The organism is Pedobacter sp. AW31-3R, from assembly GCF_052180285.1.
Taxonomy (GTDB): Bacteria; Bacteroidota; Bacteroidia; order Sphingobacteriales; family Sphingobacteriaceae; genus Pedobacter.
In genome coordinates, this window is sequence record NZ_CP197475.1 from 1,494,963 (window position 1) to 1,511,669 (window position 16,707).

Annotated in this window: 13 protein-coding genes; 5 read left to right on the top strand and 8 right to left on the bottom strand. The window is 41.4% G+C overall.

Translation table 11 applies throughout. The features are described from left to right. Positions 1-9: 9 nt before the first annotated feature. From ACSBL2_RS06245 to ACSBL2_RS06265, 5 genes are all read right to left on the bottom strand, one after another. On the bottom strand, positions 10-3,279 hold the full coding sequence (locus ACSBL2_RS06245; protein WP_442590815.1) for a SusC/RagA family TonB-linked outer membrane protein: 3,270 nt from the start codon (positions 3,277-3,279) through the stop codon (positions 10-12). A 64-nt stretch (positions 3,280-3,343) separates the two neighbouring features. Next, positions 3,344-4,534, bottom strand: coding sequence for an ROK family protein (locus ACSBL2_RS06250; protein ID WP_442590816.1), 1,191 nt, complete (start codon positions 4,532-4,534; stop codon positions 3,344-3,346). A 476-nt stretch (positions 4,535-5,010) separates the two neighbouring features. Next, positions 5,011-5,268: a hypothetical protein gene (locus ACSBL2_RS06255; protein WP_442590817.1), complete on the bottom strand. Its 258-nt coding sequence runs from the start codon at positions 5,266-5,268 to the stop codon at positions 5,011-5,013. 4 nt (positions 5,269-5,272) lie between these two features. Continuing rightward, positions 5,273-6,016 carry a ParA family protein gene (locus ACSBL2_RS06260; RefSeq protein ID WP_442590818.1) on the bottom strand — a complete coding sequence of 248 codons (744 nt, stop codon included), beginning with the start codon at positions 6,014-6,016 and terminating at the stop codon, positions 5,273-5,275. A 176-nt stretch (positions 6,017-6,192) separates the two neighbouring features. Further along, a complete protein-coding gene (locus ACSBL2_RS06265) occupies positions 6,193-6,981 on the bottom strand; it encodes a carbon-nitrogen hydrolase family protein (protein ID WP_442590819.1) in 789 nt (262 codons plus the stop codon). A gap of 141 nt (positions 6,982-7,122) precedes the next feature. Here ACSBL2_RS06265 and ACSBL2_RS06270 point away from each other — a divergent pair, with 141 nt between their 5' ends. Then, the gene (locus ACSBL2_RS06270) at positions 7,123-7,731 is read left to right on the top strand and encodes an alpha-ketoglutarate-dependent dioxygenase AlkB family protein (RefSeq protein WP_442590820.1); all 609 of its coding nucleotides are present in this window, start codon (positions 7,123-7,125) and stop codon (positions 7,729-7,731) included. Between the two features lie 8 nt (positions 7,732-7,739). Here the strand turns inward: ACSBL2_RS06270 and ACSBL2_RS06275 are convergent, their stop codons facing one another. Then, positions 7,740-8,984, bottom strand: a complete 1,245-nt coding sequence (locus tag ACSBL2_RS06275; protein ID WP_442590821.1) for a glycosyltransferase — start codon at positions 8,982-8,984, stop codon at positions 7,740-7,742. A gap of 87 nt (positions 8,985-9,071) precedes the next feature. Here ACSBL2_RS06275 and ACSBL2_RS06280 point away from each other — a divergent pair, with 87 nt between their 5' ends. Together ACSBL2_RS06280 and ACSBL2_RS06285 are read left to right on the top strand one after the other, a co-directional pair. Then, on the top strand, positions 9,072-9,653 hold the full coding sequence (locus tag ACSBL2_RS06280) for a tRNA-(ms[2]io[6]A)-hydroxylase (RefSeq protein WP_442590822.1): 582 nt from the start codon (positions 9,072-9,074) through the stop codon (positions 9,651-9,653). Positions 9,654-9,694: 41 nt separating this feature from the next. Next, positions 9,695-10,513: a glutaminyl-peptide cyclotransferase gene (locus ACSBL2_RS06285; RefSeq protein WP_442590823.1), complete on the top strand. Its 819-nt coding sequence runs from the start codon at positions 9,695-9,697 to the stop codon at positions 10,511-10,513. Positions 10,514-10,552: 39 nt separating this feature from the next. Here ACSBL2_RS06285 and ACSBL2_RS06290 read toward each other — a convergent pair whose 3' ends face one another. Next, on the bottom strand, positions 10,553-13,630 hold the full coding sequence (locus tag ACSBL2_RS06290) for an AsmA family protein (protein WP_442590824.1): 3,078 nt from the start codon (positions 13,628-13,630) through the stop codon (positions 10,553-10,555). 645 nt (positions 13,631-14,275) lie between these two features. Between ACSBL2_RS06290 and ACSBL2_RS06295 the strand changes: the two genes are divergently transcribed. Further along, positions 14,276-15,547 carry an ATP-binding protein gene (locus tag ACSBL2_RS06295; protein WP_442590825.1) on the top strand — a complete coding sequence of 424 codons (1,272 nt, stop codon included), beginning with the start codon at positions 14,276-14,278 and terminating at the stop codon, positions 15,545-15,547. After that, positions 15,538-16,050, top strand: a complete 513-nt coding sequence (locus ACSBL2_RS06300) for a hypothetical protein (RefSeq protein WP_442590826.1) — start codon at positions 15,538-15,540, stop codon at positions 16,048-16,050. Before ACSBL2_RS06295 ends, ACSBL2_RS06300 begins: the two co-directional genes overlap by 10 nt. 169 nt (positions 16,051-16,219) lie before the next feature. On the opposite strand, the gene ACSBL2_RS06305 is transcribed toward ACSBL2_RS06300, so the two are convergent. Next, entirely contained in the window at positions 16,220-16,570 is a 351-nt protein-coding gene (locus ACSBL2_RS06305) for a helix-turn-helix domain-containing protein (RefSeq protein ID WP_442590827.1), read from the bottom strand. Between the last annotated feature and the right edge of the window lie 137 nt (positions 16,571-16,707).

Sequence of the window (16,707 nt, forward strand, 5' to 3'; positions counted from 1 at the left end):
TAGAATGTATTAAAAATTTGCATGTAAAGAGAATCCAAAACTTCTTGAAGCTGCTGTAGATCCAACATCTACACCTTGCGACCACCATTTGTTCCCAATAGGAGCCTCTGGGTCTAGATTTTTCATTGTTCTGTACAGGTAAAACAGGTTTCTTCCTATTAAGGAAACTCTCAGGTTATTGATATGCAATTTATCTGCGAAGGAAGAAGGGATTCTGTAACTCAATGTCGCTTCACGCATTTTCACATAATTATTTTTGAAAATAGCTCCATCTTCTGTCCAGGAATCATAACCCCAGTTGTAGGTATTCATATAGTATTCAGCTGCACTGATGATTTTTGTATTTGTCAAACCTGTATTTTGATTTACACCGGCCAACAGTACTCCGTCGTTATACGTTTTACCATTTTCAGTATACGTTAAACCACCGTGTTCCGAATCTCGGTATTGCAATGAATTTTCAAGCATACCTGCACCAGTCATGTATTTGGTTGGAGGAGAGAGCATTTTTGAACCAAGGCTGTAATCGATAGTAAAATCTAATGAAAATGCTTTATAAGAAAAAGTATTGGATAAACCACCTACCGATTTAGGAGTGATATTTCCTGCATTGACATAACTTGTCTTGTCCATTACATATAAGCCATCATCACTGATCACAAGGTTACCCGCATCGTCTCTTAAACGTGGATTTACATAGATGTTTCCAAGACGTTCTCCAACTTTAGCAACTATTTTTGCAGTACTTTGTTCTGCTGTATAGAATACAACTTCATCAACGCCTGTTGTCAGGCTATATACTTTGGAACGGTTAGCACTGATATTTGCTCTTGCATCCCATTTGAAATCTTTGCCGGTGATTATAGAAGCATTCAATGCAAGCTCTAAACCATTACTCCCAATTTCGCCAATGTTCACTAATTGTGAGGTTGCACCTACTACAGCTGAAGTTTGTAATTGAAGAAACTGGTCTTTAACCCTATTTGTATAATAACTTAAATCGAATCCAAAACGATTATTCAGAAATCTTGTTTCTAATCCAAATTCAGCTTCATGCTTCATCTCAGGTTTCAAGTTATTATTACCATAACCACTTCCACCAGTAAGTGAAGCAACAGAGCCATTTATTGTTTGTAAAGAAGTTTGTGTGTATGAAATATTCGCTTCATACATTGGAGGAGCATTTCCAACTATACCATACGATGCACGTAATTTACCATAACTTAAGAAGTCCGGCACTTTAAATGCTTCAGAAAATACGAATCCGGTGTTAACAGAAGGATAGAAGTATGCGTTGTTTTGAGTGGGTAGTGTAGAAGCGTACTCCTGTCTTGCTGTACCTTCAAGGAATAGATAGTTTCTATAGTTTAAGTTTACCATTCCTAAATAAGCGTACTTAGCCAGTTCTTTTCTTGTTTCAGTAATACTCGCCTGAGCATAAGAATTACTTAAACTAAACCAGTTTTCTGATACCAAACCATTAACTGTACTTCCTGTAATATCGTTGTAATTCTCTGTTCTGCCCTGGAAACCACCACTTGCAGAGAAGGTTAAATCACTTCCAATTTTGTTATCATAAGTCAATAACGCGTCCCCATACAGAACAGAATACTGTCCCTGAGTTGAAACATAATTACCGCTGCTGCTTGTTGCACCATTATTCACCAATGGATATTCATTGTACATTTTATTTTGGGTTCTTGCTCCGGTATAGTCATTACCAACCCTGGTTCTGAACTTCACATGATTTGCAACTGCCCAGTTTAATGTAGCACTTGACAATAAACGATTCTCTGTCTCATCATAGCTGTTACGCAATTGATTCCAGAAGAAATCTAACAAGTTGGTCGCTCTGATATTGTATAAAAATGGCTCAGGACGATCTAACTGATTGTACAATGCATATTTATAACCTTCACTTGTAATTGCTTTGTCTTTCATCAGATCCATATCTTCAGTTCTGCTGAAGAATCCGGAGAAAGATCCCAATACCTGACCTAACTGATAAGGTCTGTTGTGATTTTTAGTATTCACATAACTTACAATCACATCCGCACTTAATTTCGGACTTAATTTAACTGTCGAGTTCAGGTTAAATGAATTTTTCTGCATGGTATTTCCCGGCTGGGTACCTTTGTAATCCAATCTGGTAGCAGAGAACCTGTAATCTATTTTATCAGTCTGATTAGAGATGGCTACGTTTGCAGTGGAATTCACTCCGGTTTCGTAAACATTTGCGTAGTTATCGGGCTGAGCGGAATAAGAGCGGATGGATCCATCCCACCACTTCACCTGCTGGCCTTCCATTTTGGGGCCGAAGTTAGCATAAGCTCTGAAATAAGGTCTGAAACCAGTTGGTGAACTCGCATCAGGAACCCATCCTTCTTCTGTTGCTCCGCCAGCAAGGTTATTTGCGCGGTCATAACCGGGACCATACACATTCTGAAATTGAGGCAGGAAAGCCGCTTTTTCAATTCCTATGTTATAGTTAAAATCGATACCTAAGCCTTTTCCTTTAAGTCCTTTTTTTGTTGTAATTACAACCACGCCACTGTTTGCATCAGAACCATATAAAGCTGAGGCACTTGCTCCTTTTAGAATGGTTAAGCTCTCAATATCTGCAGGGTTGATATCGAGAATACCGTTACCACGTATCCGTTGGTCATCCCAGTAGTTATTATTGTTCGCTCCGGCAGCACCATTTTGTGCGTCATTCCGGATCATAATCCCGTCTACAACATATAAAGGTTGTTGTTGGTAACTCAGGGAGTTCACACCACGAATCTGTACGTTAACCGCACTGCTGGCACCTCCCGGCGCAGTAGTAATCTTTACACCCGCTGCTTTACCATATAAGGCAGAAGCGAAGTTCGTATTACCGGCTTCGGTAAGTTGTTTGGAAGTTACCGTTGCAACAGAGTAACCCAAAGATTTCTGCTCCCTTTTGATACCCAATGAAGTCACGACTACCTCATTCAGGTCATTCGTGCTTTCTGCTAAAGTAACATTGATCGTAGTTTGATTCCCTACAGTTATGGTTTGTTTATTATATCCCAGCATACTGATTTCTAACACATCAGTAGGTTTGGCAGAGATTGTAAATTTACCTTCCTGATTGGTAATGGTGCCACCCGAGGCTCCTTTTACCTTGACGTTGGCGCCTGGCAGTACACCTGAGGCGTCCCGAACCGTTCCGGAAACGGTTTTTTGTGCATAGGCATTTATTGTCAGGAGGGATAACAATAAAACACTCATACACAGTGAGTAGATTTTCTTCATGTTAGTTAAGATTTAGTTAATTGTTTGTAAGTTGGGGGTGTTTAGTTAGTAGTGGTTTTTATATTTATTTAAATTGATGGTGTTCTATGACAAGGCTTGCTGCGGCCAGCAATTCCGCATTGGCCGCAAGTTCTGATATGATGATGGAAGTATGGTTAGCCATTCTCGGCATGCAGAATTCATTGATGGCCTGCTGTATAGGTGGAAGGAAAATCTTTCCTGCTATAGCGCCCCTGCCACTGAGGACAATACTTTTTGGATTCATAATGTGTATCAGTGTAGCGAGCCCCTTACCCAGGGTAAAGGCCGAATCAGAAAGGATGGAAACAGCCAGTGGGTCATAATTACGTGCTGCATCCAGAAAGTGTTCACCAATATCTTTACTGTCATCCTTGAAAAGCTCAGCCATACTGGAAGCGGCACCTTCTGCAATTTGTGCAGTTGCTTTCTGGGTCATCACCAATAAGGACGTTTCCACTTCCAGGCATCCGCGTTTCCCGCAGAAGCATAGGATATTGGTATTTGACAGGGGAATATGGCTAAACTCCCCGGCATCACCGCTGCTGCCCCGGTAAAGTTCCCCCTTCAGGATCATTCCTAGACCGGTTCCCCAGCCAATATTCACCACGAGTACATCTGACATGCCTACCGCAGCGCCAAAACGTAATTCAGCAAGGGCGATCAGGCTGGAGTCGTTGTCAATATATACGGGCAATCCAAGTTGGTCAGATAGATACTTTTTAAGGGTGATCCCATTCTCAGGAATCAGATAGGAATAATTTATTCCTTCCTCCAAATTGATGAAACCGGGCATACCGATTCCGATGCCAAGAATGTTTTTTTTGTCTATACCTGATGAGGTGGTATGGCTATCTATAAATGAAACCAGTTTTTCCAGCGCATCCGGATCAGTGGCAATGACCAGGTCCAGCGATTTGACGGGCAGGATGATTTGATTGGCCAGATCGTAAATGGTCATGCGGGTAATCAGCTGATCCATGGCGACAGAAATGATGTATTTATTCTTTGCGGTGTTCAGGAGGAACTGTGAGGCCCTTCTTCCGCCTGTGGAAGGGGCTAAGCCCTGTTCCATGACATATCCCTCAGTCACCAGGTTGTTTACCGCCTTGGTGACTACAGGTAAACTCTTCTTTGTCAGTTTGGTGAGTTCGATTAACGATAGCGGATTTTTATAATAAAGATTCTTTATGATATCAATCCTGAGCAGGTCTCCATTTTTACTGATTAGTGGCATACAGATTTATTGTATTCCAAACTTAATAAATAAATCAATAAGTTTTACAATACTTAATACTCTTTTTATGTAAGTATTCCTTTTGATTATACTTTTTTATAGGAAGTATGTAGAATATAAGTAATGTTAGCGAGATGAAAATGCTTGATTTTACCTATCTAAGAGCATATTTTATAAAAATTGACGAAAGCTGAATAGTTTTCAAAAAAAAGAGAATAATAAAGAAAATATCAATGGTGAGGAAGAGTTTTTTTGTTTTAATACTGGTGTTAATTTAGTTTTTTGATCTTTTGTTTGGTTGTATTCTGGTTTGTTTTAGTGATTAATTTGTTTTTTGTATGTTTTTGTGTTTAAATGATGTTAATTGTTGTATGTTTGTGATTGTAATCGAAAAAATTTACTAGGATTAGTAAAAAAAAAGACCGTTCTGTCAAAAGAACGGTCTTTTTGTTGTAAAATAAGATGTGTTTTTAAGGTTATAGGTCGTACTCCTTCTCGATTACGGATAATATAAGGTCTTTAACCGTGATTCCCTGTTGTGCGCCCATGATCTTTAATGCCTTTAGCGAGCTTTTCTTCAACCGTAAAGGATAAGTAACAATTTCTTCTTCCGGTAATGGCGTTTGTTTAACTTCCTTTGGATTATTGTCCTTGATTGGAGAGTTGAATAAGGCGGATACCCCGCCTAAATTTTTATTATTGTCTTCTATGTCGCCTAAATTTTTCTTTGCCATAACCTTATAATTTTACTAATATTTCATCCACCAGATTTGCATAATCCACCGCCGCATTTGATGCAGGTGCATATTCAAATACATCTATCCCTTTTAACTGTGCTTCTACCAGTGCAACATTGATCCTTATTGACGTATCAAACAGCTTGTCATTAAAATACTTTTTAATGCTTTCTGTAATTTGTTCCGTAATCACCCTTCTCGGATTGATCTTCGTCACAAACACTCCACCGATGGTTAGGTTTTCATTGTAATGTGTACGTACATCAGAAATAATGGATACCAGGCGGTCTATTCCCCTGTAGGCGAAATATTCTGCTTCCAGAGGGATCAGGACGGTATCCGCTGCCACCAGGGCATTGACGGTCAGCATTCCCAACGCGGGGGCACAATCAATCAGTATATAATCGTATTTTCCTTCTACAGCTTTCAGGAGCCTTTTCAGGATGGTTTCCCTGCCCAGTCGGGAAACCAGCTCAATTTCAGATCCCAGCAGGTCCAGTGAAGAAGGAACGATATGCAGGTATTCGCTAATGGTTTCAATAGGGAGGGGTGCGTCATTTTTAATACTGTCGTATATGGAATGCGTGATATCCCGGAATCCTAAACCTTCTGTTAAGTTGGATTGGGGGTCAATGTCAATCAGCAGGGTTTTTTTCTGCAGACGTGCTAACCCTGCGCCAATATTGAGGGTTGATGTCGTTTTTCCTGTGCCACCTTTATGGTTGATAACAGCTATAGTTTTCATTTTCAGTATTTGTTTTTTGGTCATGAAGCCCTGGTGATTTTCCTGTTTCAGGTGTTGATACTGAAAATCACCAGGGTTTCCTATCAATAGGTCTTTATATCAGGACGCAATGATACTAAGATGTTTTGATGTGTAGATATCTTTATTTGATTAAAATAGGTAAGTGCCTGCTTTACTTAGTGATAAAGTTCTTCCTTAAACCTGTTGGCCAGAAAACCGGTCGCCAAAGCCGGATCAAGCTCAGCAAAAATTATCCCCGGCTTCCTATAGCTTTCATGGACTATACAAGTACCATCGGGTGCAATGACCGCACTGGCCGATTCAGGATACTGGCAGGCATAGTTTGAACTGGCGAAGTAAATGGTATTCTCCAGTGCCCTCATGAGCATGGCTTTTTCATAATATGGGTTTTCTTTGCTTCCCCATTCCGTCAGGTTCATGCCTTCTGTATCACTTCCGCTGTAATGCGGATGAAAGACCACATGTGCACCCTTACGTGCTGCCCATCTCACCGTTTCAGGGTACCTGAAACCTTCATGGCAGATGGCAATGCCAAATTTTAGTCCGTTGACCTCAAATAGATGGCGTTCTTTTCCCGGAATCCAGATCTGGTCTTCCGAAGGATCCAGCTGGTTTTTTGTTTGATAGCCTAATATTTCCCCCTTGGCAGAGATGACATAGGCCAGGTTGAAAATGCCTTCTTCAAAGTGCCAGTCCATCGGAACAATAATTGCTATTCCATATGTTGCAGCGATTTGGCAGACCCGGTCGAGTGCTATTTGCAATTGCTCAGCGGAACGGTCGGCTTCGGTATAAGGCATACCCGGATAACCTGGTAAATAGGATTCCGGAAAACAGATAATTTCTGCCTGTCCTTCGGCAGCTGCTTTGACCAGTTTTTCCAGCTGAACTAAACCATCTTGTATAGATTCTGGAATCGGAGGGGAGGCTACGGCTATTTTCATGTATTGTAATGTTGTTGGATCGTGTAAAAATACAAAATTGATGAGGGCAAGGACAATAAAATCCCGATATATGTAACCTGATATAGGTAAATTGTGTTACCGGGCAATTGGTACCTACAGGTCTGGAAATATTAAAATGGAATGATGGATTTATTTGGTGAAGCAGAAGAAAAAAGGAATTTACTGCCAAAAGGTGGTATTGTGAATTATTATGGGCAGTTATTCTCCCCGGAAAAATCTGACCATTACCTGAAGACACTGCTGGATACGATTGAATGGAAAAATGATGAGGCCGTGATCTTTGGGAAGCGTATCCTCACTAAAAGAAAGGTGGCCTGGTATGGAGACCTGGATTTTGAGTATACCTATTCCAACCATACCAAAACAGCCCTCCCCTGGACTGCGGTGTTGCTGGAATTAAAGGTCATTGCGGAAGAGAAAACAGGGGAGCAATACAACTCCTGTCTCCTGAATTTATACCATAGTGGGGAGGAGGGGATGGCATGGCATAGTGATGGCGAAAAAGACCTGAAGAAAAACGGAGCCATTGGTTCAATGAGTTTTGGAGCAGCCCGTAAATTCGCTTTTAAACACAAGGAAAGTAAAGAGACTGTGTCTTTGGTACTTGAACCCGGGAGTCTGCTGGTCATGAAAGGTGCAACACAAACCCATTGGCTGCACCGTCTTCCTCCGACAAAGTTAATCAGCAAACCCAGGGTAAACCTGACTTTCAGGACCATTGTTGCCTAGCGGTACTGCTATTGTTTTACCCGGTTTTTTTCTTCTATCCAAAGCGACATATATTTTGTGCTATTCGCGGTATGGTGCTGTAAAATCTGTCCGAAGAAATTTCGCTGACGGTGGCTGCTTAGGTTTGCTGAAAGTGTATGCAGGGCCGCTATAAATGAAGTACCGAACTTTAGTCTTCCGTAACGTTCGTTGATCATGGATACCCCCTTTTCCTGTGCGTTGAGCCAGGAGGTTTTATCCTGGTATAGCTTAATGGCTTGTGCAATAAAAGTAGCGGTATCCTCTTCAATTGCCCCACTCCATTCCAGGTGGCCATGCATGGCTTCAGCGCCGACAATGGTGGTCACTGAGGGGGTGCCTGTCTGCATGGCATCGATGAATTTTCCCTTAAGCCCCGCACCAAACTGAATCGGGGCCAGCATAATGCGGTGTTTTGCAATGCTCAGCCTGGCATCTGCCGCCCGGCCATGGACAAAAAATCTTTCTTTGTCGTTGTGCAATTGCATGACCTTTTGGGAGGTATAGGCACCATAAATATGAAGTCCTGTTTCCGGTAGTTTCTTTTTTAATTCCGGCCATATTTTGTTCTTTAGCACCTGAACGGTATGCCAGTTGGGCTCATGCAGGAAGTTGCCGATGAATATAAAACCTTCGCGCTGCTCAAAAGGTGTCCAGCCGGACTGTACTTTTTCTGTGATTTCTTCCTCCAGAAAGGGTAAATAGTAAATCAGGGATGGATCGATCCGGAACTGCTCCCGCAGGATATCCATTTCCGTTTCCGAGATGACCAGGGAAAGGTCACATCGTAAAATAGCTGCGATTTCGCGTTTGGCAGTATCGGTAAACAGGTCTTCGGTACGCCAGGGCTGTCCGGACTTTATGCCCTGCTGCCTGGCATAACGTAAACAATGCAGGTCTTCCGTGTCCAGTATCCTCAATGCGTTCGGGCATTCCTGCTGTACCCTCCAGCCATATTGTTCTTCCACCATATAACGGTCAAACACGACAATAGCCGGATCAACCGACCTCAGAAAAGTATTGAAACTGCTGTCGTTCAATACAATCTCTTTTTCCGTGACCCCTATACCTGTTAAATGGAAGCTAAACTCAGTCTTTGAAGCTGCAGAGGCAAAAATGATATCGTACTCGCCCGACAACAACAGGTTGACTAGCTGCAGTATTCTCGTTCCTGCTGCCGATGAGGTAGGTTCAGGCCATACCAAGCCAATAATCAGGATTCTTTTTTTACCCATAAAGTGCAAAATAGATGTTTTTACTGCATAATTCCAGAACATCAGGATTATTCTTAATTTTGGGGGCTAAGAATTTATTAAAACCTCATGCTTGGATTAAAATTATTAACCGACCCGCGCTGGGCAAACGTAGCGGAATCAAACCTGGAAGAAATCTTAACCGACCATGCCTGGTGTGAGCAAAAAGCGGCAACGAATGCCATTACCCTGATTACCAATAATTCTGAGCATATGGACCTCGTGGAGGAGCTGACAGCTATCGCTATTGAAGAGCTCCAGCATTTCCAAATGGTGGTTGAGATCATTAAACAACGTGGTTATACCCTGGGGCGTGAGCGTAAGGACGATTATGTAGGGCAGCTGGTCAAGTTCAGCCGTAAGGATGGAAGCAGGAACAATGCATTTGTCGACCGCCTGTTATTTGCAGCCATGATAGAGGCAAGAAGCTGTGAACGTTTCCGTGTACTCTCCCAGAATATCAAAGACCAGGAACTGGCAAAATTTTACCATGACCTGATGGTTTCTGAAGCGGGACATTACACTACTTTTCTGAATTTCGCCCGGAAGTACAGTGTGGATGTAGACGTAGACAAGCGATGGAAAGAATGGCTTGAATTTGAAGGAGAACTGATCCAGAGTTATGGAAACAAAGAAGCCATTCATGGCTAGTCTGTAAAAATGGCTATGGCTGCACAAAAAAATTAAACACCATGAAGAACATCTTATATCTGCTGCCCCTGCTCAGTTTACTGGGGTGTACGGGGAACCAATCTGGTCAGAAAGAAACCACTGATACCGCTACGGCTGAAGCAGTGGCTACCATCAATTACACGGTTGTCAACAGTTATCCGCATAGTGTCAATGCATTCACAGAGGGATTCCTGTTCCATAACGGATTGCTTTATGAAAGTACCGGTTCCCCCGAGGGCATGAAAAATACGGAATCTGTGGTTGGTGTAGTAGACCGGAAGAGTGGAGAGATTGACGGGAAGATCAAACTCGACAGGAACACCTATTTCGGTGAGGGGATTGTATTCCTGAAGGATAAACTCTTTCAGCTGACCTATAAGAACCAGCTTTGTTTTGTGTATGATGCACAGACATTCAGGAAAACGGGGCAGTACAGTTTTGCGAATAAGGAAGGCTGGGGGCTCACGACGGATGGTACCCAGATCATCATGAGTGATGGAACGGCAAATCTAAGTTATATAAATCCGGATAACTTTCAGCTGATCAAAACACTTCCGGTAACAGAAAATGGGTATGCCTTGCCCAACTTAAATGAGCTTGAATATATTGATGGGTTTATTTATGCCAATATCTGGACCACTGATGAAATCGTCAAAATAGATCCTGCAGACGGAAAAGTAAAAGGTAAGCTGGACATCACCGGCTTTAAGAATGAAGCTTTGCGTATCAACCCCGATGCACAGGAAACGAACGGTATTGCCTATAATCCGGATACAAAAAAAATCATGGTTACAGGGAAGTTATGGCCTAAGATGTACGAGATAGAATTCACAAAGTAAAATCGAAACTTAACAGGTCCTGAGGTTACAATTGCTCGATTAAGTCGCTTCGTCTTCCTCCTCCAGTTTCCCTTCCTTATTTCTTTTTAGAGCTACTTTAGGTTTCTCCTGTGTTCCGGTGATGCTTAAAGGAATCCCTATCAGTCCGAATGGAGGAAGGCCAATCCTTCCGCTTAAATTCAGTCGCCCGTCAAAACTCACCTGGCCTTCAAAGCGTGGTCTGAATCCTGCAATCCGCATTTTAAAACGTTCAATGGTAATGATATTCCTGTTGATGGTCGTCTTTATATTCACCTCCGAAAGGTCAGGATTCGAAAGGCTGTCCCGTTTGGTGGCTTTACTCACTGCATTCATCAGTTTAAAACCGCTGAGGCTTATCTTTTTCAAGGAAAGTACCCCGCCGCCTTTTAGGGAAGGATAAATTGGGGCCATATCTTTGTTGAGTTTACCTGAAAGCTGATAATCCAAACCTACAATGCCTTTTACTTTGGCAGCTGAACTGGCCAGTTCACGGAATATTTTTAGTTGTTTATACGCCTTGGCAATATCAAATTCTTTTGCAGAAATGTGATAGTCGAAGGCGGCAGTTTTAGGATTCAGGCTGGTATAGGTCGCATCCATTCCTACAGCAGCATCAATGAGGTTGAAGCTGGTTTGCTGCAACTTCAATGTACCGTTATGGATATGCAGAGTGCCCTTGGCTTCCTTGATTTCCAGGTCGTCATAATATACCGCGGCTGCATTTGCATTCAGGGTTACATCCAGGTTTTCAGGGATCAGGATCACCCCTGTCGTGGTACTGCCTGTTGTTGGAGCACCTGTTGCATTGTAGGCCATAAATTCATTGGCAAATAGCTTCCTGCTGTTCAGGTTAAAGTTACCGGTCAGTTTGGCCTTAGGTGTCAACACATAGCTGATCACATTTCCCAGGTAACCATCCATACTGAAATCGGATTGGCCATAGCTGGCAGCAAACTTTTCAAACTTCATTTTATCTTCATAAAATGAGAACACCCCATTGCTGATCAAAAAGGATTTCGGGAAGAGGTCTGAATTCAGCTTCATCTGTCGGATGACGATACGGCCTTTGTTGTTCAGCCGTTGGTATCTTCCGGCAACAGCATCACTCTGTCTTCCTTTAAGGGCCACATTGGTATATATGGAGCCTTTCACCTGATAGCCTTTCAGGGCAAAAAGCTGGTACATCTTTCCGATGTCGATCCGCCCTTTGGAAGTCACATTATAATTCACGTTGTCAAAGTTTTTGATGTCTGCCTTCAGCATAAAAGGCTGTCCGGCCATCGCAAATGATATCGGTTTTATATTCAGCTGTGTTCCGCTTAAACTGCCGTTACGGTTGCTGAGCAATGCATTGATATTGATTTTTTCCAATGGCTGATCGAAATGTGTGGTCTTGATCTTTCCCTCTGTGAGGTTAATGGTAGCCGCAGTGACAGGAAACAGTTTTTTCGCCTTGTTGTAACCGCCTTTACTGGTCGCGCTGAGGGTAAGTTTCCCTTCCAGGTCAATACCGGTTAAAGGATAAAAACTTTTGATATCGGCAAAGTTAAGCAAGGCATCCAGTTTGAGGTCGACCGGCATATTGGCTGAAGTCTGTACGCTCGCAAATCCTTTGATATAATTTGATAAAGCCTCGATATGAAGATCGCGGATCTCCAGGTTGGTGTTTTTATAATTGCCATCTGCATTGTTTCCCCTGATGCTGAAGTTGATCTTGTCAATTGCGGCAGGCAAGGAGGCGTATTTGAAATATCCGTTCTTCAGGGAAGCCGTTAATTGGAAAGCAGGAATGCTGGCAATCACGGTATCAACTTGTCTCACCCCGCTGCGTACGACTTTTTTGGTGTATTTGCCTTCCGCTTTAACGTTCATGGTATATTGTCCCCTTAACTGATCCAGACTGAATACTTTTGCCCATTTCTCCAGGTCGATATCGGCGCGCGATTTGATATACAGTTCAGGAGCTTGAAGTCCTTTTAATTTCACTACTGCAGCTACATACGATTTGCCCATGGTAAAATACAAACTGTCCATATTCAGTACCAGGCTATCCGGGTTTAAAGAGGGAACTTTGGTCTGCAGGTTCAGGTATAAATTGCTGACCGGTTCGGGTGCTTTGGGATTGGATATATATCCGTCCCTAATTTTCATGTTAAATGCCAGTGTGGGCATGATGCTGTCTTTCGCGAGGTATTTTCCCTTTAAGGAGGCTTTGATCTCTGCGTAACCTTTGATATTGGTCTTTTCCATCCGGTCGGCAATAGCCGATGGCAGGGCCGTGAAAATATTATGAAGGTCGGTCTCTTTGGCCATGGTTTTGAAATCAATGTCATAGCCGTCCTTGATAAAGGAAAACTTACCTATAAAACGGATTGGCAGGGAATTGATCTGCAGGTCGTTCTCATTGAACATGAGGTCGAGTGAGTTGGTGTTGATCTTGGTGAGCAGCCTTGCATTGATCTTTTTATTCAATAAATAGGCTTCATTACCATAGTACACATCCAGTGAGGCAATATCTGCCTTACTGGCCAGATCGAATATTGCTTTGCTTAAATCTCCTTTACCTGAGTAATTCAGGTCTTTGGCATTGATTTTCATCGGTATAGAGCGGTCGTTATACACCAGGTTACTCTTGTTGATAAAAATTCCTGCAATTTTTATGGCAGTCGAACTGCTGTCGGTTTTCTCTTCCTGCGGCGCAGAACTTTCAAAAACAGCATAGTTGGCATTCCCTTTTTCATCTACTTCAACATTGATATTCGCCTGGTCTATAGCCACCTGGTCTATTTGGATCTGTTCCGAAAATATCGTACTGAGATTGATACGGAAAGAGATTTCTTTGGAATAGAGTAAGGTGTCCTTTTCAAAAGGAGCCGCTCCTTTTAGGATAAATTCGTGCAGACTGAAGGTCAACGATGGGAAATGCCGGTAAAAAGAAAGGCTGGACTTCTCAAATTTCACTTCTCCCCTGATATTCTTGTTTACCCACTTCTGCACTTCCCTGGCAATGGTATCGGGTAATAGATAAGGAATAATAAATAAAAGCAGAAGAATAGAAAGAATAGTTATCCCTGTGATTTTGAGCGCCTTTTTCAATGTGATTAAGATAAAATGAGAAGATAAGGCAAAGTTAATTTTTTTCAGGTATTCCTGATCGTTGTTGTAACAATTATATGGATAAATTAAGCGCTTTACTTTCCGGCAGTTCTGTCAATGACCAGTATATGGGGAGTGGTTAGCTATTGCCCGACGACTAGTTAGAACGTGCTTGGGCAAACTATCAGTAGATACTCATTTTACAGCCAGTTGTTTCCTGGCAACAGCATAGGAAAACATAGATTTTAGTGCGTATCTACTGGGTATCTACTGGGCTTTTTTCCGAGCAGTCACCAACGATGCCTCGAATCATCACAGAATGGGGACCGGGGGTTGCAACGGAATAGATTCTTTGGTATTTACCCGTCAGTTTACTTGTTGTAATCTCGTATTCATCAGTTTTGTTTTCACTGTATGTGATTTGTTCACCTCATTCTACAGTTCATGACTCATGAACTGTAGATATTAATTAAGGCCGACTACAAGAAAGTGGATCAAAAACCTAGCTACGAAAGATGCAAATTAAGTAGACAATTTATAGCCTTAATGATAAAAAATAATTGGATAATAACCTATATATGGACTTTAGTTTACCAGTCATATTGACTAGTTTTGATAGCTTAAAGTGCATGAAATACATACGCTATGAGTAAAATTAGAATTAAGAACTTCGGACCAATCAAAGAAGGTTATGCTGAAGATGATGGATACCTGGATATTAGGAAGGTTACGCTATTTATGGGGAACCAGGGGAGTGGAAAAAGTACGGTTGCGAAGCTTATCTCTACTTTTACTTGGATTGAAAAAGCCCTGGTCCGTGGGGACTATCAACCAGAATACTTTGAGAACAAGGATCGTTTTTCTCAATATCTTACCTACCATAAAATTCAAAACTACCTGCATTTCAAAAAGGAGGAGGAAGGGGATACTGTAGTCTTCAAGTTGTATCATGATTCTGAAATCTCTTATAAGGGCGATGCATACCATATGAATTTTACTGGACGAAGATTGCACATCCAAAAAATAGAAAACACCAGTTATGATCTGCCGCAGATTATGTATGTACCAGCTGAAAGAAATTTCCTGAGTACAGTTGACGACCTGAGATCCCAGCGTCTTTTTTCTGAGGCACTTGTAGAATTATTGACCGAATTGGAGAACTCAAAAAGAAATTTGTCAAAAGAGATTAAGTTACCAATTAACAACGCCAGTTTAGAATACGACCCAACTGAAAATGCCTTATACATCAAAGGCGATAACTACAGATTAGCTTTAAGCGAATCTTCAAGTGGATTTCAGTCCATTGTTCCATTGTATTTGGTTACCAGTTATCTCACAAGAGTGACACGTAACAAGGCAGTTCATAGTGCAGTAAGTATCGATGAACAAGAGAGATTCCGCAGCGGTATATCCGCAATATGGGCTGATGAAACCTTAAGTGATGAGCAAAGAAGAATAGCACTTTCTGAACTTTCTTCTAAGTTCAATAAGACAGCATTTATCAATATTGTGGAAGAGCCTGAGCAAAACTTATTTCCAGAATCGCAGTGGAAAATAACTATTTCACTATTAGAATTTAATAATGCAATGCCAGGAAATAAGCTGATGATGACAACCCATAGTCCTTACATTCTTAATGGATTGACCTTGGCAGTTAAAGCTGCACTGGTTTCAAATAAGCTTTCCAATGCTAGAAACAGGTTTGAGCTTGAGGATGAACTGAATAAAATTGTACCTGTAGAAGCAAGGTTAAAGCCATCAGATTTAATTGTTTATGAGCTTGATGGAAGAGGGAATATCATCAAACTCGAGGATTATAAAGGCTTGCCATCAGATGAGAATTACCTCAATAACAGTTTAGAGGAATTCAATGAACAGTTTTCAAACCTATTGGATATCGAAAAGCAATGCAAATAGATTTTTTTTTCCAACCTTGCAAATCAGATTCTTCAAGTGCAAAATTTGGGTTGTGTGATGATCCGGATCCGGCAAAAAATCCAGCTTATATTGATGAAGCGGATTCAACTAAATGGATCGCAACTGTTGACAATCCAAATCTCAAAGTGGCTGAATTTTATGCAATAGACAATTGTCTGAATATTTTAGATGAAGCTGGAGCCATGCAAAGTCGCTGTGATGGTATGCTATCTTACGAGAACAAGGTTATATTTATCGAATTGAAAGACCGTAATTATAAAAATTGGCTTGGAGGAGGAAGAGATCAACTAATTCAAACCATCACCACATATGCTGCAAACTACCCAGTTAATAGCCTCAGTGCCATTTCTGGAGTTGTAGCAAATTGTCAAAGGCCAAAGTCCAATGGAAATTATGCCATCCATATCCAAAAGTTTAACGACGAAATGGAATTGTTAGGCATTCCCGCGGAGCTCACAATAAGTCCATTTATAAAAATATAATAGCTTGATTTCGCAGGAAATCTAATGTAGTTAGATGAATAATAGTTAGTTATTGACATTAATTATATTGAAGTATATCTCATCAATCGCCTACTTCTATGGTGGGAATTCATAAACCCGGTTACCTGTAATCTTATCGGGTAACCGGAAAATGCTTCCTGCAGGATGGTTATCTTTCCTGCCTGAGCAGCTCATTTTTCTCCCTTTCTGTGAGGATCAACCGTTCATACAATTCCCAGACTTTATCGAGGAGCTTAAAATTACATTTAAAGCTGGAATGCCCCCCATCGTCGAAATAATCGATCAGCATCTGCTCATCAAAGTTTTCAATAATCTGTACCGGTACCTGTAAAGCTTTAGCTATTTTTCTAAGCATTTCTATGTCAATAGATTCATTCTTCTCCAATCTTGACATGGCCTGTTGGGTTAAACCCAGGTCAATCGCCAATCCTTCCTGTTTAATTCCACGCAATTCCCTTACACGTGCAATTTTTCTGCCTATACTGTTTTTCTCTGCCATTGTTAAAAATATGATGATAAATAACTGTTAGTTCTGATCTATTGAGCGTTAAATGAGTGGAGAACGATTCATCAAAAGCGCATTTTCGTTGGATTGCAATTCATTAAAGCACGTTTTCCTTAGACAAGCTTAATTCG